The organism is Devosia psychrophila (genome assembly GCF_000971275.1).
GTDB classification, from domain to species: Bacteria; Pseudomonadota; Alphaproteobacteria; order Rhizobiales; family Devosiaceae; genus Devosia; species Devosia psychrophila.
The window spans coordinates 1-17,021 of the sequence record NZ_LAPV01000135.1 but is presented as its reverse complement, the minus strand read 5'-3'; the positions used below and the strand labels follow the sequence as shown (position 1 = coordinate 17,021).

Below are 17,021 nucleotides of genomic sequence, written 5' to 3'. Positions count from 1 at the left end.
GCAAAGCAGAAGGGTAGGGCGCTCATCAGCCAACGGCTGCTTCCGACCCATTTCGGTCGTTCAAATCAGTTCGCAGAATCCCGAAGCGGTCTGCAGCGAATGCCGTTTGAGCACTTCCACAGCACATCCAAACCAACATCTTGCATACGTATGCAAATGTAGGCACTTTGGTTTGAATTGGAGATTCCGAATGGCGCAAACGGCAAGCACTCACCTGCGGTCATACTCGTATCCAGATACCAAACTATTTATCGACAGCCGCTGGCGAGAAGGTGCCGGCGGAGATTGGGCGCAGGTCAAAAACCCTGCCACTGGCGATACAATCGGCCGTGTGGCGCTTGCAGCGCCGTCGGATCTCGAAGCGTCGGTCAGAGCTGGCAAAAGCGCATATGAGACTTGGAGCCGGGTTTCGGCTTTTGATAGGGCGCTCATAATGCGTCGGGCGGCCGACATATTGAGGGAGCGCGTGAGCGAGATAGCCCCTTTGATTACCATGGAACAGGGCAAGCCTATCAAGGAAGCCCGCTCCGAAGTGATGTTTGCCGCTGAAGTTACCGACTGGTTCGCCGATGAAGGCCGCCGGACCTATGGTCGCGCGATACCGGCGAGAGGAAGCGACGTCTCAGCTATTGCCACGATGGAGCCACTGGGCCTGATCGCTGGCTTTACGCCGTGGAACTACCCCTTGGGCCAGGCCATTCGCAAGATCGCCATTGCGCTGGCTGCCGGCTGTGCCATCGTGATCAAGGTTGCCGAGGAAACTCCCGCAGCGGCCGCCGCGATGGTCCAGGCCTTTATCGATGCCGGTTTGCCAGCGTCGACCTTGCAGTTGGTATTCGGCGACCCGACCCAGGTGTCGAGCCACCTGATCAGCCATCCTGACGTCCGGGGCATCAGCTTCACCGGCTCTACCGTGGTGGGCAGAAAACTCACCGCAATGGCAGGGCAGCACCTCAAGCGCTGTGTCATGGAGCTCGGCGGCCATGCGCCGGCCGTGGTTTTCGCCGATGCCGATCTTGAAGCTGCAACTGAGACTTTGGCGGGAGACAAGTTTCACAATGCTGGCCAAGCCTGCATTTCTCCGACGCGCTTCCTGATCGAGGATGCCGCTCACGAGAGATTTGTCGAGCGTTTTTCGGCACGAGCCGGAGCCATCCAGATTGGCGACGGCCTTGATCCACAGGCAGATATGGGGCCGCTCGCCAACGACCGGCGCGTGTCGGCGCTGACCGCATTGATCGACGATGCTGTCGCGCAGGGGGCAAGGCTTGTCACCGGCGGTCCCGCAACAGGAAAGCGGGGCTACTTCTTTCATCCCACCGTGCTCACCGACGTGCCGGTTCACGCGCGAATTATGAATGAAGAGCCGTTCGGCCCGGTAGCCATCATCAATCGCTTCTCGACAGCATCGGAAGCAATCGCCGAGGCCAACCGCTTGCCCTTTGCACTGGCCGCTTATGGCTGGTCCCGCGACGCTGCGCAGATAGCTTTCATGCAACGGCATATCCGCTCGGGCATGCTGTCGATCAACCACAACGGCCTCGGCCTGCCCGAGGTCCCTTTCGGCGGTATCCATGACTCAGGCTATGGCGACGAGGGTGGCATTGAGGCCCTGCGCGAGATGATGTTCAGTCGATTTGTTTCCGTGCGGAGCCAATAAATGAAAGCTGCAGTTCTTCGCTCCTTTGAAAAGGATCTTACCATAGAGGACGTCGCCATTGCCGCGCCCCGCGATCGCGAAGTCCTCGTGCGTATCATGGCCACGGGTGTGTGCAGCAGCGACCTCTCCACTATAAGGGGAAAAACCGGATCAGAACTGCCCCTCATCCCCGGACATGAGGCGGCCGGCATCATCGAGCGCGTCGGGTCCGGTGTGTCCAAGGTCAAGCCGGGGGACCGGGTGGTCCTCAGTTGGTCACCCAATTGCGGTCATTGCTTTTATTGCCAGCAGAGCCACCCTACGCTGTGCGACGTTTATACCGGCGCCGCCATCAGTGGCGGGCTTTGGGACCGCACCAGTCGGCTTGGTCCGACTGCTGCCCCGATCAACCACTATTCCTGTGTTTCATCTTTTGCGGAATTCGCCGTCGTGCCTGAAACAGGCTGCATCGTTATTGACGATGACGTGCCTTTCGCTGTGGCCGCCTTGGTTGGCTGCGCGGTAACCACCGGGTTTGGCGCCGTCGTGAATGACGCGAAGGCGCGACCGGGTGAAGCAGTTGCAGTCGTCGGCATCGGTGGCGTGGGTATCAACGCAATCCAGGCTGCAAGGCTTGCCGGCGCCCAGACCATCATTGCCGTTGACACAAATCCCGACAAGGCAGAGCTGGCACTTGCCAACGGCGCCACCCATTTCGTCAACGCGATCGCGTCCGATGCACGCGAGCAGGTCCTAAAGCTTACTGGCGGGCGAGGCGTGGACCATTCCATCGAATGCACCGGTCGGCCACAGGCCATGAGCATGGCCTACGACATGACCCGGCCGGCGGGTAGCGTCGTCATCGTTGGCATTGCGCCTAAAGGCATGGATCTGGCTATCCCGGCCATTGGCTTTCCGGGGTCGAAAAAGCGCCTGATCGGCTCTATTTACGGAGGTGGCGTACCCGAGCAAGACATTACGCGCATCCTTTCTCTTTACCAGTCGGGAAGGCTGAACCTCGACGCTCAGATCGGCAAGCGCATCGCGCTAGAGCATGTCAATGACGCCCTGCGGTGGCTAGAGCAAGGCGTATTGGCCCGCTCGATCATCGAGTTCACCTAAAGCAAGCTCGGTTCTCGAGGCCTGGGTTACGCCCACGCCATAGTGGGGGTAGCCACGTCCCTACGGTCATCGACTGGCTATAGATATCGCGATGCCAGTGCTTGCGCTGTACGTCGCTCAGCGCCTGAATGGTGCTAGATCAGGACTTATGCAGTAGTTTCAAGGTCTCAAAATGGCAATGGCCTCTGCGGTGCAGAAGTCGGTTCTGTGGGAGCTTGGAACGAGGTCCATTTTTGAAGTTCGCACACGACATCGCCATCAAGCAAGTTCCATTTCTCAATCGGCCGAACGTGGGTAACATAGCGGCGTGCCGTTCGCATAAATCCCTTAACGGACGGTAGTTTGATCGTTTAGCGAATTGTGTTGCGGCAGACCCGTAGGGAAGCTGCAAGCTCCGGCTCTGTTGGCATGATCTCCCCCGGGACGAAAGGCACCATTGGCAATGCTGCGGCCAGAATGTCGACAGCCTGTTTCGCTGCTCCCTTAGCCAGCGCGTCACCTGGCATCACCGGCATCTGCAGGGTTCTATTTTCGACGATCAGCATCCGAAAAAACTCATTTAGGTTCTTATATATGATCTAAAGACATGCAATGTCTACTAACCCAAGGCCGACGGATCAGCGAGAACTAACCATGGTTGCCCAAGCCAATGCCGACGGTCACGCGGGGCTCGCCCTTATGACCTTTGATGGTTGATCGTGTCCGGCAGACGCTACGGCTCACATGTTCTCTAGGTTGGAGAACCATTGGTGACCCAAAGCTGCCGGGCTAATAGTGTGGCCAATACCCCGGGTTTGTGACTTTCGTGGTTGCCACCTGGACCAGCAAACGACCAGACATCCGACGACAAACCCGGTAACCAATATCATGGCCGAAATTCAACTTGTTATACCCGACCTTGCCGGCAAGGCCGTGCTGATCACCGGTGCATCAACCGGCATCGGCGCTGCACTTGCCGTTGCCTTTGCGGCCCAGGGCGCATTAGTGGGGCTGCACTATAATTCCAGTGTCGATGCCGCGACCCGACTGGCGGACGAGATCACCGAGGCTGGCGGCAGGGTTGCACTGATCAGGGCAGACGCCAACAGCTCCGCCGCCATGCGCCAGGCGGTCGAGGAGACCGTGGCCGCCTTTGGCCGCCTCGACGGCCTCATCAACAATGCTGGCGGCATGGTCGCCCGTTTGCTCTATGCCGAGATGACCGACGTCCATTACGACGCCGTTATGGATCTCAATGCGCGCTCGGTCCTGGCCGCCAGCACTGCGGCCATACCGCATTTGAAGGCCGCCGGCGGTGGCTTCATCATCAACACCACCTCGATTGCGGCCCGCAATGGCGCAAGCAATGGTGCTGGAATCTATGGTTCTTCCAAGGCCTTCGTCGCCAATGTTACGCGCGGCATGGCCAAAGAACTCATCCCCTTCGGGATCCGTGTCAACGCCGTCTCGCCCGGGGTAATCACCACACCGTTCCACGAACGCTATTCGACGCCGGCCCAGATGGACGCCGCTTTGGCCGCTATTCCGCAGGGGCGCCATGGCAGACCAGAAGATTGCGTGGGCACCTATCTATTTTTGGCATCAAACGCCCTATCAAGCTACATCATCGGCCAAGAGATCGAGGTCAATGGCGGTCAGTTGATGCCATAAGATCGATCACGAGGAATCCCCATGAGCAAACGTATTGTCTTCACCGGCGGCAGCGGCAAGGCCGGGCGCCACGCCATTGCCTATCTGCGCGCGCAAGGCCACGCCATTCTTAATCTGGACCTGAAGCCGCTGGATAAGGACGGTGTCAATACGTTGATCACTGACCTCACCGATAGCGGCCAGGTGTTCAACGCGCTGTCCACGCATTTCGACTTTGATGGCTTCAAGACCGGCGGGGGTCCTGCGCCGGTCGACGCGGTGGTGCACTTCGCGGCCATCCCCCGCGTACTCATTCATCCAGACAACGAGACCTTCACGTCCAATGTGGTCTCCACCTACAATGTCATCGAGGCGGCGACCAAACTGGGCATCAAGAAGGTCATTATCGCATCGAGCGAAACCACTTATGGCGTCTGCTTTGCCGAAGGCGACCAGGATTATCATTCGTTCCCGCTCGATGAAGATTACGACATCGATCCGATGGACAGCTATGGCCTGTCAAAAGTGGTCAACGAGAAGACAGCCCGCGCTTTTGCGATGCGCACCGGCGCCGACATCTATGCCCTGCGCATCGGCAATGTCGTCTCGCCCGAAGACTATGCGCGTTTCCCTGCTTTCCTGGCCGACCCGATATCGCGCAAACGCAATGCCTGGAGCTATATCGATGCACGCGACCTAGGCCAGATCGTCGATCTCTGTATCGCCAAGAACGGGCTGGGATTCCAGGTCTTCAACGCGGTCAATGACGAGATCACGGCCAACGAACCGACCGAGGCTTTCCTGAAAAAATGGGCGCCGAATTCACCCATCACACGACCCATGGGCAATCGGGAAGCACCGTTGTCAAACCGCAAGATCCGTGAAGTCCTGGGGTTCAAGGAACAGCACAGCTGGCGACTCTATGTGCCCCAATCCTGATTTAACGGTGCTCGGCGGGCAAAAGAGAAGCCGCGCCGGGTAGTCTATTTTCTGGGAGGAAAGAAGAATTCTGACAGTTGAGATTACTGGCCCGCGCGACGCCCGGGTTTCGGAACAGCCTGACCCGCAGGCGGCGGGCGATGTCGTCAAGGTGCAGGTACTGGTCGCGCCAATGTGCACCGAATGGCAGTCCTGGCGTACTGGCGAGGCCGGGCATGAACTTGGGCATGAGGCGGTGGGCATCGTGGTCGATGCTGCCCAGTCGACACGGCTCAAGGTAGGTGACCGGGTCATCGCAATGCCCCATTGGGGATGCGGCAAGTGCCAGGCCTGTCGCTCAGGCGAGCACATTCATTGCACCGAGCAGCGCGACCTGCTGGCCGAGACTGGATCGTCCTGCGGGCTCGGAGGCTATGCGCAATATCTGCTCAAGCCAGATTATCTCCTTTATCCGGTTCCGGACGATATCAGCACCGATCACGCGGCCATGGCGCTTTGTGCTTTGGGACCGAGCTTCACCGCCATCGAGCGGATGCAGGTGTCGGCCGCCGATACCGTGCTGGTCTCGGGCTGCGGCGCAGTCGGGCTGGGTGCCATCGTCAATGCCCGCACAATCGGTGCCAGGGTGATCGCGCTGGAGCTCAATCCCTATCGGATCGAGCTGGCGCGCGCCTTGGGTGCCGAACGCGTGCTCGATCCACTTGCGCCGAACCTGGTCGATCAGATCCGCGCGCTGACCAGTGGTTATGGCGTCGATGCCGCCATCGAGACCAGCAACAATGAGGCAGCGCCGCCGGTCGTGCTCGAACTGGTGCGGCCGCGTGGTCGTCTGTCCTTCGTCACCTGGAGCGGCGCGCTGCCGGTCAATCGCATCACCGGCAAGGGTCTCGACATTTTCGGCAGTTGGCACTGGAATCACGACCGTCTTGGGACGCAGATGATGCAGCGTGTGCGCGATGCGCGACCGCTGCTCGATCTGCTGGCCACCCATCGCTTTGCGCTGGACGAGGTCAGCGAAGCGTTCGCACTGCAGGAGACCGGTCGCTGTGGCAAGGTGCTGCTTTATCCCAATGGAGGACAGTCATGACCCTGCGATTAGGTGGCTACGGCATCGACTATGACGGCGACCCCGACGCCTATGTGCGGGCCCATGTCGCGTTCGGCTACAATGCCGCCTACATGCCCAATATCAGCATCGACAGTCGCGAAGAGATCGCAGCTGTCGTCAAGGCCATGGCCGCGGCCGACGTCATCATCGCCGAGGGCGGCGCCTGGAAGAACCTGATCGCCCATGACGATGCGCAGCGGCAGGCCAATCTGGACTATGCCGTTCACCAGCTTGCCCTGGCCGACGAGTTGGGCGCCCGCGCCTGCGTCGCCTTCCACGGCACAGCAGGTCATGTCGGCGATCTTTGGCAATTGAGCGACAACTACGATTATGGCCCCCATCCCGACAACCAGAGCGAAGCCGGCTTCCAGCGCGCGGTGGACACGGCCCGCTATGTCATCGATGCGGTCAAACCCAAGCGCGCCAAATTCTCACTGGAAATGGTGCCTTGGCTGGTCACCGATACGGCCGAGAATTATCTCAAGCTGCTTAAGGCCGTTGATCGTCCGCAGTTTGGCGCCCATATCGATGCGGTCAACATGGTGATCACCCCGCGCCTCTATTTCAATACCGGCCGCATGATCCGCGAGGCATTCGAGCTGCTGGGGCCATTTGTGGTGTCATGTCACGCCAAGGACATCGTGATGCAGGGTGGGCCCGGAACGATCTCGTTTCATTTCGATGAAGTGCCACCAGGTGAGGGCAATCTCGACTATGCGGCCTATCTTGCCGAGATCGGGAAACTGGGGCGCGAGGTGCCCTTGATGCTCGAGCACTTCGGCGTGCCGGAGTACAAGCGTGGCTTGGCCTACATCAAAAACATTGCAGGCGCCGTGGCCTAGCGGCGCCGAGCTTTCCTTCCGGCATGAGGTTTTCCCAATGGCTATGACTGTTCTTTTCATCGGCGGCACCGGTCAGATTTCCTATCCCTGCGTCGAGGACGCCGTCGCGCAGGGGCACAATGTGAGTGTCTATAACCGCGGCAAGCGGCCTGACGCCCTGCCCAAAGGCGTCAACTCGATCATCGGCGATCGCGCCGGCCCCGAATATGCCGATCTGGCCAGGACAAAATATGACGTCGTCTGCCAGTTCATCGCCTTCACGCCTGATCAGGTGACACGAGACATCGAAGTGTTTTCAGGCCATTGCGGGCAATACATTTTCATCTCGTCGGCCTCGGTCTATCAGAAGCCGGCACGCCATTACGTGATCACCGAAGAGACGCCGGCGGTCAACCCGTACTGGCCCTATAGCCAGGCCAAGATCGCCTGTGAAGATCTGCTGACCAGCACCGAAGGCCTGCCATGGACAATCGTCCGCCCCAGTCACACGGTGCGGACCGGCCTGCCCATCATGGTGGGCGACAGCGACATCATGGCCCGTCGCATGCTCGATGGCGAACCAACCATCGTCGCTGGCGACGGCAATACCCCCTGGACCCTGACGCGGTCGGTGGATTTCGCCGTGCCGTTTGTCCGCCTGTTCGGCAAGGCGGCGGCGCTCAACGACACCTTCCACATCACTAACGACCGCGCCCATATCTGGGACGACATCCAGAAGTCGATCGCCCGCCTGCTCGGCGTCGAAGCCAGGATCGTACACGTCCCGACCGATACCCTGATCCGCTACAACCCTGAATGGGTTGGCCCGCTGGTCGGCGATAAGGCGTGGACGGCGATTTTCGACAATTCCAAGGTCAAGCGCGTCGTCGGCGACTTCACCTGCGCCGAGAACCTGGACGAAATCCTCGCCGAACCCATCATGCACCTCAAGCAGCGCCTCTCCGCGAGCCGCCCGCCGAAAGGCGATTTCGACGCGTTGGTTGATCGCATTTGCGCGGCACAGGAAGCGCTGGGCTAGCTGAGGGACTAGACATTCGCCCAGGTGCCGCTGCGTTCGCTGGCGAAAATGGCGTCAATGACTTTCATCGAGGCGATGGCGTCCTCGATGTTCCAGGGCAGCGTCTGTTCGCCGAGCACGGCCAGGGCAAAGGCCTCGGCCTGTTCGGTATACTGGTCGCAGGCCGGCAGGATTTCTCGCCGTGCCAGCGAGCCATCGAAGGGCGCGCCGGTATCGACGGTGATGGAGGTGCGCTCATTGGCGGGAGCATTGAAGGGGATTGCGATGGCCAGCTTGGCCTTGCTGCCCAACACGGTGACGCTCTGCTCGCCGACGGTCTGCGTCGAACAGGTAAAGCTCAGCTGCCTGCCGCCGCCGAAATCGGCCAGCACGCTGGCCAGCCGGTCGGTGCCGAACTGGGGATCACGATCGACCAGGGCCATGACCCGCTTGGGTTCGCTTTCAAAGAGGAACCGCCCCGCCGTGACCGGGTAGCAGCCGATATCGAGAATGCCACCGCCGCCGATATCGGCCTGGTTGCGCACATTGCCCGCATCGTCATTGAAATAGGTGAAAAGGGCACTGATGGTCCGCACGTCGCCCAGCTCGCCTGAGCGTATGATCTCCCGGGCGCGCAGCCATTGGGGGTGAAAGCGGATCATGAAAGCTTCCATCACGATTAGGCCGGGCGCGCAGTCGCGCAGGCCCTCGGCCTCGGCCGCGGTGCGGGCAATCGGCTTTTCACAAAGCACGTGCTTGCCGGCCTTGGTCGCCGCGACCGTCATGGGCACGTGCAGGTGATTGGGCAGGGGATTGTAGATGGCGTCGATATCGGGATCGGCCAACAGGGCTTCATAGGAACCATAGGCCTTGGCAATGCCGAGCTGGTCGGCGGCATGCTGGGCCTTGGACAGGTCGCGCGAGGCGATGGCGACCACTGCAGAATGGGCGGACTGCTGGATCGCAGGAATGACCTTTTCCATGCCGATGTTGGCCGTCGATAGAATTCCCCAACGTACTTTTTTCATGAGCTTATCCTGTTTGACTGAAGTGACTGGGAGGCGCGCCGCGCCGGTTAGGCAAAGAAGTCGTGGTCGTCGGAGGCCAGATAACGCTGGGCCTTTTCCGGCACGATATTGATGCCCATGCCCGGCTTATCGGGCACGGCAATCATGCCGTTCTCGACTACCGGCACGGTGTCGACGATGTTGTTCCACCAGTCCGGATCGGCGGTGGTATATTCAAAGGCGATGAAATTATTGGGCAGGGTAGCCGACACCTGAATCAGCGCGCCAAGGCCCAAAAGGCCGTTGGCAGTGCCGTGCGGGGCCATGGTGATGCCGTGCAGGTCGGCATATTCGGCAATCCACTTGAGCTCGGCAATGCCGCCCACATCGGCGGGATCGGGTCCGACCACATGTACGGCCTGGGTCTCGATCAGTTCCTTGAAATTCTGGCGCAGATAGATCTGCTCGCCGGTATGGATGGGCGTGGTCGAGGTGCGGGTCAGCTCGCGGTAGACCCCGGCATTGACCCAAGGCGTATAGTCGCCGGTCAAGAGGTCCTCGATCCACATCAGGTTATAGGGTTCGAGTAACCGCGCCAGGCGGATGGCGTCGCCCAGCATCCAGCCGGGGCCGCAATCGAGCGCGATGCCCACCTTGTCGCCGGCAACTTCCTTCATCGCGGCGACGCAGTCGACGATGTGGCGAAGGCCCTTCTCGGTGATCGGGCCACGATCGAGCGCTCCATGGAACGGGCTGGCGCTCGGCTCACCATAGTAGAAATTGGGCACTTCGCGCTTCATCGCCGAATGAAATCCGATCGGCTGCTTGAAGATGGTAAAGCCCTGCGGCAGGGCCATCATCTTGGCCATGTCGTCGGCATAATCCTGCGGCTGGTGGCCGGTAAAAGGAAAGCGGATGGCGCCATTATAGACGCGCACCTTGTCGCGGATCTTGCCGCCCAACAGCTTGTGCACTGGCAGCCCCGCCCCCTTGCCAGCCAGGTCCCATAGCGCCATTTCGATAACGCTGACGGCGGTGCCCCAGGGCTTGAAGCCGCCGCGCTGGCGGATCTTGAGCATGACGCGCTCGACCAGCGTGGGGTCTTCGCCGATCAGCGCTTCGCGAAAGGCCAGGATATGCGGCTTCAAATAGGGCTTCCAGGTTTCAGCCTGGGCATAGCCGGAAATGCCCTCGTCGGTGACGATGCGCACGACCGGGCTCTTGCCGATGATGGCGCATTTGAGATCAACAATCTTCATTTTCCCCTCCCAGGGCCTTCTCTTAGACGGGCATGGCACGGCTTATGGCGGCCGCAGCGTCGATCGTTGCCATGCGGATCACTTCCATGCGGGTGGCTTCGGTGCCGGAAAGGAAGGGTATGCTGAGGGCAGCCACCACCTTGCCAGACTTGGTGAATACGGGCGCGGCATAGGCGTGAATGCTGGGAGCGTTCTCGCCCTTGTCATGCGCCCAGCCCAGCCGTCTTATGCGCTGCAATTCGCTGCGCAGGCGCTTTGGATCGGTAATGGTCTTGCTGGTATAGCCAACTAGCGGCTTACTCAGCCAGGTATCGAGCGCGTCGGGCTCGAGATAAGCCAGCAGCAGCTTGCTGGCCGCGCCGGCATGGATCGGCATGCGCTGGCCCGGCGCCACGGTGAGTGCATATTCGCGCCGCCCGGGGGCAGCAGCCAGCACCAGAATGCCCTCCGCATCAAGCACGCTGAGCTTGACGCCGTCGCCCAGCTCGGCCGCCAGTCTGTCCAGCACCGGCTGGCAGATGGCCGCGATGTCGATGTCGCTGGAGCGGGCAATGACGTGCGAGGCCAGGGTCAGCAGGCGCCGGCCGAGATGGTAGACGCCTGCATCGTCACGGCGCACCATGTCGTGGCGCTGCAGCGTGTTGAGAATGCGGTAGACCGTGGTCCGGGGCAGGCCCAGCACCACGATCAGGTCGCTGATCGTCATGCCGGCCTCGCGCTGCTCCACCGCTCCGAGCAGCTCCATCATCCGGTCGATCACCGGAATGGTGTGCTTGCTGGCGGGGCCGTCGTTCGGAACGCTCATCGGTCCTGCTTCACGGTTGACAAAAACCACGTTGAGACCATCATATAATTGTGAACTACCCAAGTTCATATTTGGATTATCCGAAGGATGTCCGGCGGCGCTACGACGTCTTTGAGGAGGATTCCGCGTGACCGTCCCGGACTGCCCGGCATCGCACTGTGCTCCATTACCAGATCGCGTTCGTCCAAAGGCGCTGGAGGCCGATCGCAACTGGCAGTGCAGGATCGCAGACCCCGAAGGTCATCGCATGGAACTGATGCAGATGGCAGAAAATTCCATGCTGATGCAGGCGGTAGCCCGCATCAGGAGGCACTGAACCATGGCTCGTATCACCTATCTGACAGCAATCGATTTTGGCGTTGGCGAATTGGCCGGACTGCCGGCAGCACTGGCTGAACTGGGCGTCAGTCGCCCGTTGCTAGTATCGGACTCCGGCCTTGAAAAAGCCGGCGTCGTGGCAAAGGTTCAGGCACTGTTGCCGGCTCAGCATGCCGTTTATCTGGGGACGCCGCCCAATCCGACCGAAACGGCGGTGGCCGAGGCGCTGTCGATCTATCGGGCGCAGAGCTGCGACGGCATTGTCGCACTGGGTGGTGGCTCTCCCATTGATCTGGCCAAGGGCGTGGCCCTGCTGGCTACCCATGAGGGGAGCCTGGAGCAGTTTGCCGCCATTTATGGCGGGCTCGAGCGCATCGGTCCGGTGGCGCCGGTCATCGCCGTGCCCACCACGGCCGGCACTGGCGCGGAAGTGGGCCGTGCCGCGTTGCTCACCCTCTCTGACGGGCGCAAGCTGGGCATTATCAGCCCCCATCTCATCCCGCGCCGCGCCATTTGCGATCCCGAACTGACCCTGGCTTTGCCGCCCATGCTGACGGCCGCAACGGGGCTCGACGGTCTCTCGCACTGCATCGAAACCTTCTCGTCGCCCCGCATCAACCCGACCGCCGATGCCATCGCGCTCGATGGGGCCGGCCGCATCTGGCGCAACCTGCCGACCGCCTTTGCCACGGGCGTGGATCTGGCGGCGCGCACCGAGGTCATGCTTGGCGCACTGCATGGCGGCCTCTCGTTCCAGAAGGGCCTCGGCGCCGTGCATTCGCTGAGCCATGCCTTGGGTGGGTTGCAGGACCTCAAGCTGCATCACGGGACGCTCAACGCCATCCTGATGCCGCTGGTCCTGCGCTTCAACGCTGCGGTGCTGGGCGAAAAGCTCGGCCGTCTCAAGCAGGCCTTGGGCCTGGCGCCTGAGGCGGATCTGGCCGCGGCGCTCGAAGCGCTCAATGCCAGCTTCGGCCTGCCCGAAGGCCTCGCGGCCATGGGTGTAACCCGCGGCCACTTTGCCTGGGTCATCGAGCGGGCCCTGGCCGATCACAGCCACGGCACCAATCCGCGCCTCGCTTCGGCCGAGGACTACCGATCCATTCTGGAGGCCGCCATGGCCGACAGCACTTCACCGGTACCAGCTCAATGAAAATCACTGCTCTCAAGACGTTCGTCGCCAATGTCTCGCGCACCAATTTCGTCTTCGTCAAACTCTATACCGATGACGGTATCGACGGCGTCGGCGAGGCGACGCTGGAATGGAAGACCAACACCGTCGTCGCGCGCTCGAAGAACTCCAATGCGTGCTGATCGGCAAGGACGCGTTCGCGGTCGATGCCATCATCGAGCAACTCCATCGCGACAGTTATTGGCGCACCGGCGCGGTTTTCCGCACCGCCCTGGGCGGCATCGAGGCGGCCCTGCTCGACATCAAGGGCAAGGCGCGGGGCGTGCCGGTCTTCGAACTGCTCGGCGGCAAATATCGCGACCGCGTCGCCTGCTATGCCAATCACTGGTTCTTCGGCGCGGTGACACCCGAGCAATATGCCGACAATGCCCGCAAGGCCGTCGCCATGGGCTATCGCGCGCTCAAATGGGACCCGTTCGACACCGCCGATCTGGAAATGGACCGCAAGCAGCGGCGCTCCACCATCGAGATCGTCGATGCGGTGCGCGATGCCGTCGGCCCCGATGTCGACCTCATGCTGGACGTGCATGGCCGGCTCAACGTGCCCACCGCCATTGCCATGTGCAGGGCGCTGGCGCCCTTCGATCTGACCTGGATCGAAGGGCCGACGCCGCCTGAAAGCATCGATGCCTTGGCCGATGTGCGCGCCAATAGCCCGGTGCCGATCGCGGCGGGCGAGCGCTTCTACGAGCCGGCACGGTTCCTCGAGGCATTGAGCAAGAAGGCTATCGATATCCTGCAGCCCGACGTGTCTCACGCCGGCGGCATGGGCGAGACCAAGCGGGTGGCGCATCTGGCCCATACTCACCTGATACCGCTGGCGCCGCACAATTCGGTCGGCCCGGTGATGAATGCCATGACGCTCCATCTCTCGGTCGCCATTCCGAACTTTTCGGTGTTCGAAACCGTCTCGGTTGACGTGCCCTGGCGCAAGGAACTGGTGCGCGAAACGCTGCAGTTCGAAAACGGCTTCATTCTTGTGCCAACCGCTCCGGGCCTCGGCGTCGAGCTGATCGAGGAAGCCTGCATGACGGCATCGTCGAACAGATCGGCACGCCGCTCGAGCTCTACGACTTTCCGCGCAATTTGTTCGTGGCCTCCTTCATCGGTTCGCCATCGATGAACATCCTCGGCGGTCACATTTCAGGGGGCCAGTTCCTCGCCGCCGACGGCCCCGACAATATCCGCGTCAATGCCATCACGCCGAGCTGGATCGTCACCAAGCGGCAGCTCGAGCTCTGGCTGACGCCCGAGGCCTATGCCGAGCGGCAGGCGCGCCAGGCCATCAAACGGCGCATCTTTCCCGACGATATCGTCAAGCTTGCTCTGTTCCTGGCGTCCGAAGATGCCAGCGCCATTACCGGTCAGAACTATGTCGCCGATGGCGGCTGGGTCTGAGCCTTTTTTCCTACTCCTGTTCCAGAGGCCACAACGTGCAATCTCCTTCCGATATCCGCGACATTTCCCGTCCCCCCCGCGCTCATTGCGAGGCGCTGGCGCTGATCGGCACGGCCACGGCCAGCAGCGAACTCAGCCTGATGGGCATCCGTGATGCCCAGATCCATGGACCCCTGCCGCTTAAAACTGGCCGCTCGGTGGCCGGCCCGGCGCTGACGCTGCAGATGATGCCCAAGCGCGAGGATCTCTACGGCTCCAACGAATATGACAATCCCGAGCGTCAGCTGCACCGCCACGTGCTCTACCCGGCCCAGGCCGGCGACATGGTGGTGGTCGATGCCCGCGGCGACATGGGCAGCGGCATTTTTGGCGAGATGATGCTGACCTATCTGGCCGGCCGCGGCGGCGCCGGCATCGTTGTGGACGGCTGCATCCGCGATTCCGCCAAAGCGGCCGAGCTGGACCTGGGCATATGGGTCAAGGGCGTAACGCCCAACTACCATGCCCAGACCAACCTGATCCCCTTTGCCGTCAACGTCCCCGTCGCCTGTGGCGGCGCGCTGGTCATGCCCGGCGACATTATCGTGGCCGATGACGACGGCGTCGTGGTCGTTCCGGTCGCCATGGCCGAGGAACTGATCAAAGAAGCCAGCAAACACGCCGAATGGGAAGAATTTGCGCGTTTCCGGCTTTCCCAGGGTGCCGATTTGCGGAAATACTATCCGCTGACTGCCGGAGTCGAGGACGAGTATCAGGCCTGGCGCGCTGCCCGGCCGTCTCACAGCTAAGGATCGCACAATGTACAGCAACATGACCGGCTCGGCGCATCCCCTGGCGCCGCTCGAGATCGCGGTCCCCGCTGTCCCCGAGGACGAGCGGGTCTGGGTGCCACAGGCCGAAGGCGTGTGGTTCAGGCCCTTGCTGCTCAACACCATGGTCGGCCAGTGGTGCAATCTGCTGCGCGTGCGGCGCGCCGGCGTGCTGTCGCGGCACCTGCATCCCAATCCGGTGCATGGCTATGTCATCAAGGGGCGCTGGCACTATCGGGAACACAACTGGGTCGCCGAAACCGGCTCCTATGTCTTCGAGCCGCCGGGCGAGATCCACACCCTGTTGGTGCCCGAGGACGTCGAGGAGATGATCACCTTCTTTAACATCACCGGCTCGATGGTCTATCTCAACGAGGCCAATGAGCATATCGGCTATGAGGACGTGTTCACCAAGATCGACATGTGCCGCGCCCATTACGCCCAATGCGGCCTAGGGGCGGACTATGTCGACCAGTTCATCCGCTGACGGTTTCGCCATGCCCTTGGGCAGCTACGACTGGGCCAAGGGGTGGTTTGCCGGCAAGCGCGTGCTCGTCACCGGCGGTACTTCCGGCATTGGTGCAGCCATGGTGCGGGCCTATCGAGCGGCGGGGGCCCAGGTTTTCGCCACTGGCATTGCCCGGAGGGAGATCGACCCGCTGCAGGCCATCAGCGATTTCGATGGCGTCGATTTCTCCGTCCTCGACGTGCGCGACGCCGATGCCATCACCGGCCTGCTGGCCGACTTTCAAACTCTGGACGTCCTGGTCAACTGCGCGGGCATGATCCGGCGCGGCGACGAGCTCGACCCGGTGGTGTTCGAACAGGTCGTTGCCGTCAATCTCAGCGGCACCATGCGGCTCTGCACCGCCGCCCGCAGCGCGCTGGGGCAGTCGGGGCAGGGCAGCATTGTCAACCTGGCGTCCATGCTGTCCTTTTTTGGCGGCGGACTGGTGCCCGGCTATGCCGCGAGCAAGGGCGGCATAGCCCAGCTCACCAAATCCCTCGCCATCGCCTATGCCGACGATCCCATCCGGGTCAATGCGGTGGCGCCTGGCTGGATCGCGACCCCGCTGACCCAGCCGCTGCGCGACGATCCCGACCGCTCGGCGCCCATCCTCGCGCGCACCCCACTCAGGCGCTGGGGCCATCCTGACGAGGTGGCCAGCGCCGCGCTGTTCCTGTCATCTCCTGCCGCTTCCTTCGTTACCGGCTCGATCCTCACCGTTGACGGCGGCTATTCGATCGCCTGACTTCCAGGTCCGGCCCCACCCTGTCTCATGGAGCAATAATTGATTACCCCCACGATGGACGAGCTCGCCGCCGAACAGGCCGGGCTTGTGCTTTCCTCGTTTGATCTCGAAATGGCCTGGCAGCTTGGGCGCCGGATCCGAGAGATTGCCGCCGAACGGCGGCTGCCGATCGGCATTGAGGTATCCCATGGCGCGACACCGGCCTTTTTCGCGCTGTTGCCTGGCGCCACTCCCGACAATCTCGACTGGGTCCGCCGCAAGCGGGCAGTGGCCCTGCGCTTTCACCAGAGTTCGCTCTATATGCGGCTGCTCTGCGAGAACAAGTCGGTGGATTTCCACGACCGTTACCGGCTGCCCCGCGAGGATTTCGCGGCCAGCGGCGGTGGGGTACCGATCATCATCAGGGGCGTCGGTGTTGTAGGCGCTGCAGCAGTGAGCGGGCTGCCTGACGTCGAAGACCATCAACTGGTGGTCTCGACATTGAGAGGTCTGTTGTAGTTCGCCAGGAGATGGTTACACGGCGAATCTGGAGGCGATATAGCTGCGGTTCAGCAGCAGGTGAGCGAAAGCACTTCCGGCCCCATGCACGAACCCGCTTCGCGGGAGGGTGCGGGCGGCGGGGTCTCGGTTTCATTATAAGCTTTTGATCGAGCGGCAGCTGATCTGACCATGGAGTTCCCTTCAACGAGAGGAACTTGCCATGG

At 61.6% G+C, this 17,021-nt stretch carries 18 protein-coding genes and 1 pseudogene; 15 read left to right on the top strand and 4 right to left on the bottom strand.

What is annotated here, in order from left to right; translation table 11 throughout:
- The first annotated feature begins 190 nt into the window (after positions 1-190).
- Complete coding sequence (locus tag WH91_RS14430; protein WP_046171721.1) at positions 191-1,660, top strand: NAD-dependent succinate-semialdehyde dehydrogenase; 1,470 nt, start codon at positions 191-193, stop codon at positions 1,658-1,660.
- The gene (locus WH91_RS14425; RefSeq protein ID WP_046171720.1) at positions 1,661-2,761 is read left to right on the top strand and encodes a Zn-dependent alcohol dehydrogenase; all 1,101 of its coding nucleotides are present in this window, start codon (positions 1,661-1,663) and stop codon (positions 2,759-2,761) included.
- Positions 2,762-3,111: 350 nt separating this feature from the next.
- On the opposite strand, the gene WH91_RS14420 is transcribed toward WH91_RS14425, so the two are convergent.
- Positions 3,112-3,306 carry a helix-turn-helix domain-containing protein gene (locus tag WH91_RS14420; protein ID WP_046171719.1) on the bottom strand — a complete coding sequence of 65 codons (195 nt, stop codon included), beginning with the start codon at positions 3,304-3,306 and terminating at the stop codon, positions 3,112-3,114.
- A 322-nt stretch (positions 3,307-3,628) separates the two neighbouring features.
- Here WH91_RS14420 and WH91_RS14415 point away from each other — a divergent pair, with 322 nt between their 5' ends.
- Genes WH91_RS14415 through WH91_RS14395 form a run of 5 tightly spaced genes read left to right on the top strand, consistent with a single transcriptional unit; the run spans position 3,629 to position 8,297 of the window.
- Positions 3,629-4,411 carry an SDR family NAD(P)-dependent oxidoreductase gene (locus WH91_RS14415; RefSeq protein ID WP_046171718.1) on the top strand — a complete coding sequence of 261 codons (783 nt, stop codon included), beginning with the start codon at positions 3,629-3,631 and terminating at the stop codon, positions 4,409-4,411.
- Between the two features lie 21 nt (positions 4,412-4,432).
- Positions 4,433-5,329, top strand: a complete 897-nt coding sequence (locus WH91_RS14410; RefSeq protein WP_046171717.1) for an NAD-dependent epimerase/dehydratase family protein — start codon at positions 4,433-4,435, stop codon at positions 5,327-5,329.
- A gap of 46 nt (positions 5,330-5,375) precedes the next feature.
- Positions 5,376-6,416, top strand: a complete 1,041-nt coding sequence (locus tag WH91_RS14405) for a zinc-dependent alcohol dehydrogenase (protein WP_425285363.1) — start codon at positions 5,376-5,378, stop codon at positions 6,414-6,416.
- Entirely contained in the window at positions 6,413-7,279 is an 867-nt protein-coding gene (locus WH91_RS14400) for a sugar phosphate isomerase/epimerase family protein (RefSeq protein WP_046171715.1), read from the top strand. The genes WH91_RS14405 and WH91_RS14400 overlap by 4 nt, the downstream gene beginning before the upstream one ends.
- Before the next feature lie 37 nt (positions 7,280-7,316).
- The gene (locus tag WH91_RS14395) at positions 7,317-8,297 is read left to right on the top strand and encodes an SDR family oxidoreductase (protein WP_046171714.1); all 981 of its coding nucleotides are present in this window, start codon (positions 7,317-7,319) and stop codon (positions 8,295-8,297) included.
- Positions 8,298-8,305: 8 nt separating this feature from the next.
- On the opposite strand, the gene WH91_RS14390 is transcribed toward WH91_RS14395, so the two are convergent.
- Genes WH91_RS14390 through WH91_RS14380 form a run of 3 tightly spaced genes read right to left on the bottom strand, consistent with a single transcriptional unit; the run spans position 8,306 to position 11,347 of the window.
- Positions 8,306-9,304, bottom strand: a complete 999-nt coding sequence (locus tag WH91_RS14390) for a Gfo/Idh/MocA family protein (RefSeq protein WP_046171713.1) — start codon at positions 9,302-9,304, stop codon at positions 8,306-8,308.
- Between the two features lie 47 nt (positions 9,305-9,351).
- Positions 9,352-10,542, bottom strand: a complete 1,191-nt coding sequence (locus WH91_RS14385; RefSeq protein WP_046171712.1) for a mandelate racemase/muconate lactonizing enzyme family protein — start codon at positions 10,540-10,542, stop codon at positions 9,352-9,354.
- Between the two features lie 22 nt (positions 10,543-10,564).
- Positions 10,565-11,347: an IclR family transcriptional regulator gene (locus WH91_RS14380; protein WP_046171711.1), complete on the bottom strand. Its 783-nt coding sequence runs from the start codon at positions 11,345-11,347 to the stop codon at positions 10,565-10,567.
- A 319-nt stretch (positions 11,348-11,666) separates the two neighbouring features.
- On the opposite strand from WH91_RS14380, the gene WH91_RS14375 reads away from it, so the two are divergent.
- The 8 genes and pseudogenes from WH91_RS14375 (at position 11,667) to WH91_RS14345 (ending at position 16,815) form a co-directional block, all read left to right on the top strand.
- Positions 11,667-12,818 carry an iron-containing alcohol dehydrogenase gene (locus WH91_RS14375; protein ID WP_046171710.1) on the top strand — a complete coding sequence of 384 codons (1,152 nt, stop codon included), beginning with the start codon at positions 11,667-11,669 and terminating at the stop codon, positions 12,816-12,818.
- A pseudogene (locus WH91_RS25940) lies at positions 12,815-13,083 on the top strand (mandelate racemase); the annotation flags it as partial. The gene WH91_RS14375 and the pseudogene WH91_RS25940, both read left to right, overlap by 4 nt.
- A gap of 159 nt (positions 13,084-13,242) precedes the next feature.
- Complete coding sequence (locus WH91_RS14370) at positions 13,243-13,980, top strand: mandelate racemase/muconate lactonizing enzyme family protein (protein WP_342028133.1); 738 nt, start codon at positions 13,243-13,245, stop codon at positions 13,978-13,980.
- Positions 13,977-14,255: an SDR family oxidoreductase gene (locus tag WH91_RS14365; RefSeq protein WP_046171709.1), complete on the top strand. Its 279-nt coding sequence runs from the start codon at positions 13,977-13,979 to the stop codon at positions 14,253-14,255. Before WH91_RS14370 ends, WH91_RS14365 begins: the two co-directional genes overlap by 4 nt.
- 35 nt (positions 14,256-14,290) lie before the next feature.
- Positions 14,291-15,043 carry an RraA family protein gene (locus WH91_RS14360; protein ID WP_046171708.1) on the top strand — a complete coding sequence of 251 codons (753 nt, stop codon included), beginning with the start codon at positions 14,291-14,293 and terminating at the stop codon, positions 15,041-15,043.
- 10 nt (positions 15,044-15,053) lie between these two features.
- Positions 15,054-15,551 (top strand): 2,4'-dihydroxyacetophenone dioxygenase family protein, encoded by a 498-nt coding sequence (locus tag WH91_RS14355; RefSeq protein WP_046171707.1) that lies wholly within the window; start codon positions 15,054-15,056, stop codon positions 15,549-15,551.
- Positions 15,529-16,317, top strand: a complete 789-nt coding sequence (locus tag WH91_RS14350) for an SDR family NAD(P)-dependent oxidoreductase (protein WP_082102183.1) — start codon at positions 15,529-15,531, stop codon at positions 16,315-16,317. The genes WH91_RS14355 and WH91_RS14350 overlap by 23 nt, the downstream gene beginning before the upstream one ends.
- 39 nt (positions 16,318-16,356) lie before the next feature.
- Positions 16,357-16,815, top strand: coding sequence for a heme-degrading domain-containing protein (locus WH91_RS14345; protein ID WP_244542459.1), 459 nt, complete (start codon positions 16,357-16,359; stop codon positions 16,813-16,815).
- Positions 16,816-17,021: the final 206 nt, after the last annotated feature.

Coding starts and splice junctions, on each gene's coding strand:
- WH91_RS14380 (WP_046171711.1), bottom strand. CDS start 11,347: ATGAGCGTTCCGAACGACGGCCCCGCCAGCAAGCACACCATTCCGGTG.
- WH91_RS14415 (WP_046171718.1), top strand. CDS start 3,629: ATGGCCGAAATTCAACTTGTTATACCCGACCTTGCCGGCAAGGCCGTG.
- WH91_RS14350 (WP_082102183.1), top strand. CDS start 15,529: ATGTCGACCAGTTCATCCGCTGACGGTTTCGCCATGCCCTTGGGCAGC.
- WH91_RS14385 (WP_046171712.1), bottom strand. CDS start 10,542: ATGAAGATTGTTGATCTCAAATGCGCCATCATCGGCAAGAGCCCGGTC.
- WH91_RS14430 (WP_046171721.1), top strand. CDS start 191: ATGGCGCAAACGGCAAGCACTCACCTGCGGTCATACTCGTATCCAGAT.
- WH91_RS14370 (WP_342028133.1), top strand. CDS start 13,243: ATGGGCTATCGCGCGCTCAAATGGGACCCGTTCGACACCGCCGATCTG.
- WH91_RS14400 (WP_046171715.1), top strand. CDS start 6,413: ATGACCCTGCGATTAGGTGGCTACGGCATCGACTATGACGGCGACCCC.
- WH91_RS14365 (WP_046171709.1), top strand. CDS start 13,977: ATGAACATCCTCGGCGGTCACATTTCAGGGGGCCAGTTCCTCGCCGCC.
- WH91_RS14375 (WP_046171710.1), top strand. CDS start 11,667: ATGGCTCGTATCACCTATCTGACAGCAATCGATTTTGGCGTTGGCGAA.
- WH91_RS14395 (WP_046171714.1), top strand. CDS start 7,317: ATGGCTATGACTGTTCTTTTCATCGGCGGCACCGGTCAGATTTCCTAT.
- WH91_RS14420 (WP_046171719.1), bottom strand. CDS start 3,306: ATGCTGATCGTCGAAAATAGAACCCTGCAGATGCCGGTGATGCCAGGT.
- WH91_RS14410 (WP_046171717.1), top strand. CDS start 4,433: ATGAGCAAACGTATTGTCTTCACCGGCGGCAGCGGCAAGGCCGGGCGC.
- WH91_RS14425 (WP_046171720.1), top strand. CDS start 1,661: ATGAAAGCTGCAGTTCTTCGCTCCTTTGAAAAGGATCTTACCATAGAG.
- WH91_RS14390 (WP_046171713.1), bottom strand. CDS start 9,304: ATGAAAAAAGTACGTTGGGGAATTCTATCGACGGCCAACATCGGCATG.
- WH91_RS14355 (WP_046171707.1), top strand. CDS start 15,054: ATGTACAGCAACATGACCGGCTCGGCGCATCCCCTGGCGCCGCTCGAG.